We start from the raw sequence: 5,064 nt of genomic DNA on the forward strand, positions 1-5,064 counted from the left end.
CGGCGATGCCGCCCGAAGCGACCGGTGCAAGGCCGGCGATGGCCCGCAGCAGCGTCGATTTGCCGGAGCCGGATTCACCGACCAGGCCGAAGGATTCGCCCGGCTGCACGTCGAGGCTGACGCCCTTCAGTGCGCGAAAACGGTCGAAGATCACTTCCAGCCTGTCGACGGCAATCGCGGAAGTCATGCCGCCCACTCCGGCTTGCGGTCGAGCACCGGCAGCGGGTGGCGGTCGGCGCCGATCTTGGGCATGCAATTGAGCAAGCCGCGCGTGTAGGGATGCTGGGCATGGCCGAGTTCGGACGCTTTGAGCTGCTCTACCACCTTGCCGGCATACATGACGATGACGCGGTCGCAGAAGGACGAGACCAGGCGCAGATCGTGCGAGATGAAGATCAGCCCCATGCCGCGCTCACTGACCAGCCGGTCGAGAATGCCGAGCACATCAAGCTGCACGGTGACGTCGAGCGCCGAGGTCGGCTCGTCGGCGATCATCATTTCCGGACCGGCGATCAGCATCATGGCGATCATGGCGCGCTGGCCCATGCCGCCCGAAACTTCATGCGGATGCAGGTTGAAGACGCGAGAGGGATCACGGATCTGCACCGCCTCCAGCATGGCCAATGCGCGGTCGCGCGCCTCGGCCTTGCCGACCTTTTCATGGGTGCGCAGCGTCTCGACGATCTGGCGGCCGATGCTCATGACAGGGTCGAGCGAATATTTCGGGTCCTGCAGGATCATGGCGATGCGTTTGCCGCGCAGCTTCCGACGTTCGCGCGGCGAGACGCTGAGCAGGTCGATGCCGTCGAAGGCGAGCTTGTTGGCCGATATCCGGGCCTGCGGCGGCGTCAGGCCCATGATGGCGCGGCCGGTCTGCGATTTTCCCGAGCCGGACTCGCCGACGATGCCGAGCCTTTCGCGGCCGAGCGAAAAGGAAACGCCGCGCACCGCCTCGATTAGACCGGTGCGGGTCGGGAAGGTGACGCGCAGGTCGTCGACGTCGAGAAGCGTCTTCGTTTCCCTGCTCATTGGTCACCACTGCGAGGATCGAGCGCGTCGCGCAGGCCGTCGCCGAGCAGGTTGAAGCCGAGGCTGACGATGAGGATGGCGAAGCCCGGCGCACCGGCCACCCACCACTGGTCGAGCACGAAGCGGCGGCCCGAAGCGATCATCGTGCCCCATTCGGGCAGCGGCGGTTGCGCGCCGAGGCCGAGGAAACCGAGCCCGGCGGCGGTCAGGATGATGCCGGCCATGTCGAGCGTCACCCTGACGATCAGGGACGAAATGCAAAGCGGCATGATATGGCGCAGCACGATGCGGAAGGGCGAGGCGCCCATCAGCTGCACCGCCTTGATGTAATCGGAATTGCGCACCGTCAGCGTCTCTGCCCGCGCGATGCGGGCGTAGGGCGGCCATGAGGTGATGGCGATGGCCAGCACCGCATTCTCGATGCCCGGGCCAAGTGCTGCGACAAAGGCCAGCGCCAGGATCAGCTTGGGAAAGGCGAGGAAGATGTCCGTGATGCGCATCAGGATGGCATCGGTCCAGCCGCCGGCATAGCCGGCCACCGTGCCGACCAGAAGGCCGATCGGTGCCGCGATGATGGCGACCAGGATGACCACATAAAGGGTCCAGCGCGAGCCGTAGAGGATGCGCGACAGGATATCGCGGCCGAGATCATCGGTGCCGAACCAGTGCTCGGCGCTCGGCGCCAGCAGGCGCGCGTTCTTCAGGTCGCCGAACGTCGGAGAATAAGGTGCCAGCACGCCGGCAAGGGCGGCAACGACCAGCAGGGCAACGATGATGAGCAGGCCGAGAAAGGCCAGACGGTTGGCGGAAAAGCGCCGCCACGCCACATAGGCGCGGCCGAGCCTTGCCTGCATGCGCGAGGCCGGCCGCTCGCTGAGCAGCCAATCGCGACGGCTCTGGATGGTCTCGACGCTCATGCGGACTTCGTCCTCGGATCGAGCACCCGATACAGCAGGTCGGAGAGGAGATTGATGGCGATGAACACCGAGCCGATGACGATGGTGCCGCCGAGCACCGCATTCATGTCTGCGTTCTGCAGCGAGTTGGTGATGTAGAGGCCGATGCCTGGCCATGAGAAGACGGTCTCGGTCAGCACCGAACCTTCGAGCAGTCCGGCATAGGAGAGCGCGATCACCGTCACCATCGGCACCGCCGCATTGCGCAGCGCGTGGCCCCAGATGATGCGGGTTTCCGACAGGCCCTTGGCGCGTGCCGCGACGATGTATTCCTGGGACAGTTCGTTGAGCATGAACGAGCGCGTCATGCGGCTGATATAGGCGAGCGAGAAGTAGCCGAGCAGCGATGCCGGCAGGATGATGTGGCGGAAGGCGTCGTAAAACACGTCCCACTGCCCCTGCATCGCGGAGTCGAGGAGATAGAAGCCGGTGATCGGCGTAAAAGTGTATTCGTAGACGACGTCGAGCCGCGCCGGGAAGGCAACCCATTGCAGCTTGGCGTAAAACAGCACCAGCCCCAGCAGCCCCAGCCAGAAGATCGGCACGGAATAACCGATCAGGCCGATGACGCGCACGATCTGGTCGATGAGGCTGCCGCGCTTGACCGCCGCCAGCACGCCGAGCGGCACGCCGAACAGCGCCCCGATCAGCGTTCCGAGCGTCGCCAGTTCGGTGGTTGCCGGAAGCGCCCGGCGAATGTCGGTCATGACCGGATTGGTGGTCAGCACGGAGACGCCGAAATTACCGTTCAGGGCATTTTTCACATAGATGTAGAACTGCTCGATCAACGGCAGATCGAGGCCCATCTCGCGGCGCGTGCGCTCGACGACATTGGCCGGCGCCCGGTCGCCGAGCACCGCCAGCACCGGGTCGATCGGAATGACGCGGCCGATGAAGAAGGTGACCGCGAGCAGGCCAAGATAAGTCGTGATCGCGATGACCAGGAAACGGCCAAGCGATGATGCAATAACGACGGCGCGGGCGCTGCCGCGCCCCGCCGCCACTTCCTTTTCAACCGTGCTCATGCCGCGTGTCCGCGAGCACTATTCCTTGGACACCGGCCCGACGAAATTGGTGTCGAAGCTCGGGCCGAGCGCAAAGCCCTTGAGGTTCTTGCGCAGGCCGGCGACTTCCAGCTGCTGGTGGATGACGACGAAGGGGCTGGTGTCGAGGATTTTCTTCTCGAGATCCTTGTACATGTCAGCGCGTTTGCCGGCGTCCTTCTCGAGCAGTGCTGCTTCCGTTTCCTTGGTCAGGTCCGGAATGTCCCAGGCGTTGCGCCAGGCGAGCGTCTTGGACTTGCCCGCATCCGAATTGTCCGGGTTCGAGGCAAAGGTCTGGGCGTTGGAATTCGGGTCGAAATAGTCTTGGCCCCACTGGCCGATATAGATGTCGTGGTTGCGGGCGCGATATTTGGTCAGCGTCTGCTTGCCGTCGCCCGGGATGATCTCGAGCTTGATGCCGGCCTGGCCAAGCGTCTGCTGGATCGATTCCGCCATGCCGGTCGTCGGCTGGCCGGTGCGTACGTCCATGGTTACGCTGAAGCCGTCGGGCAGACCGGCCTTGGCCAGCAACTCCTTGGCCTTGGCGACATCGAGCTTGAACGGATTCTCATCCAATTCGCCGAGCACGCCCTTGGGCAGGAAGGTCTGGTGGATTTCGCCGATGCCCTTGAGGATCGTCGAGCTCAGCGCATCGTAGTCTACCAGGTATTTGAACGCTTGGCGCACCTCGGGCTTGGCAAGGTTGGCATTCTTCTGGTTGAGGCTGATGTAATAGACCGTGCCCTTCGGCGCGCTGGTCGAGGTCAGATCAGCATTCTTGGCGATGGCGTCGAGATCGTTCGGCTCGAGATTGCGGGCAACGTCGATGTCGCCGGCTTCGAGCGCCAGGCGCTGGCCCGAGCTTTCCTTCATGTTGCGGTAGATGACGCGGGCAAGTTTGGCCTTCTCGCCATGGTAATTGTCGTTGCGCTCCATGACGACGGCTTCGTTGGCGCGCCATTCACGCAGCTTGTAGGCGCCCGAACCGGCATAGCCGGTTTTCAGCCAGGCATTGCCGAAGTCATTGTCCCATTTATAGTCGGCACTGGGGGTCACGGCCGCGATGTGCTCCTTGACCAGCTTGGCGTCGACGACCGACGCAACCGTGGCCGACAGGCAGTTCAGCACGAAGCTTGGCGCATAGGCCTTGTCGACGGTGAACTGGAAGGTGGTCTCGTCGACCGCCTTGGCCTTCTCGGCGACGTTGTCGCCGCTGATGCCGAACTGGCCGATGATGAAGGCCGGGCTTTTGTCGAGCTTGACCACACGTTCGAAAGACCAGGCGACGTCGGCGGCGGTGATCGGATTGCCGGAGGCGAATTTCAGGCCGGGCTTGAGCTTGAATGTGTAGGTCAGGCCGTCGTCGGAGACGGTCCAGCTTTCGGCAAGGTCTCCCTTGACCTTGGAGGTGTCGCTGAGGTCGAGACGGACAAGCAGATCATAGGTGTTGCCGGTGACCTCGGCGGTCGACAGCTCGAACGCCTCGCCCGGATCCATGGAGATGATGTCGTCGATCGCGAAACCTTCGACCAGCGTGTCGGCGGGCGTGACCGCACCGGCGGGCGCGCCGGCCAGAAGCAGCGCGGACATGGCTGCACCCGCCAGCAGGAAGCGAGAGCGTAGAGCAAACTTTTCCATCATCATCGTGATCGTTCCCTGTTTTGTTGTTTGTTGACCTGAGTTCCCGGCTCAGGGTTGTGGAATTCTTTTCGGGCCTTGAGACGGCCCCACTGACCTCTTACCGTTGCGGTTTTTGTCCAGTTGGTCAACACCATATCCGGCGGCCTCGTGGCGGGCAACGAGCATTTATACGACGGCTCAATGGGCCAGAAAGGCCGGTGGATGTCGACGCATAAGCCAGCCAATAGAGGCTGCCGATCGGGAAAATCTGGCGAATGTCGCGACTACTTCAGAGCCGCGACAAGGCCGGCGTCAGGGAAGCAGGTGGCGGCGCGCCCGTTCTTGGCTTGCCAAGTGCCGATCGAACGGCGGGTCTTGAAGCCGGGCAGGCCATCGGCGCTGCCGACATCATAGCC

At 63.4% G+C, this 5,064-nt stretch carries 5 protein-coding genes and 1 pseudogene; all 6 read right to left on the reverse strand.

What is annotated here, in order from left to right; translation table 11 throughout:
* Nucleotides 1–187: ATP-binding cassette domain-containing protein (locus EN750_RS17970; protein WP_127397213.1), on the reverse strand; the 187-nt coding region annotated here is incomplete at its 3' end.
* A complete protein-coding gene (locus EN750_RS17975) occupies nt 184–1,029 on the reverse strand; it encodes an ABC transporter ATP-binding protein (RefSeq protein WP_127397214.1) in 846 nt (281 codons plus the stop codon). The genes EN750_RS17975 and EN750_RS17970, both read right to left, overlap by 4 nt.
* Nucleotides 1,026–1,946 (reverse strand): nickel transporter permease, encoded by a 921-nt coding sequence (gene nikC / locus EN750_RS17980; RefSeq protein WP_127397215.1) that lies wholly within the window; start codon nt 1,944–1,946, stop codon nt 1,026–1,028. Before nikC ends, EN750_RS17975 begins: the two co-directional genes overlap by 4 nt.
* Complete coding sequence (locus EN750_RS17985; protein ID WP_127397216.1) at nt 1,943–3,010, reverse strand: ABC transporter permease; 1,068 nt, start codon at nt 3,008–3,010, stop codon at nt 1,943–1,945. The genes nikC and EN750_RS17985 overlap by 4 nt, the downstream gene beginning before the upstream one ends.
* 18 nt (nt 3,011–3,028) lie before the next feature.
* On the reverse strand, nt 3,029–4,672 hold the full coding sequence (locus EN750_RS17990; RefSeq protein ID WP_127397217.1) for an ABC transporter substrate-binding protein: 1,644 nt from the start codon (nt 4,670–4,672) through the stop codon (nt 3,029–3,031).
* Between the two features lie 260 nt (nt 4,673–4,932).
* Nucleotides 4,933–5,064: pseudogene (locus tag EN750_RS40815) on the reverse strand (peptidoglycan-binding protein); the annotation flags it as partial.

It is taken from the genome of Mesorhizobium sp. M7A.F.Ca.ET.027.03.2.1, assembly GCF_003999175.1.
Classification (GTDB): Bacteria; Pseudomonadota; Alphaproteobacteria; order Rhizobiales; family Rhizobiaceae; genus Mesorhizobium.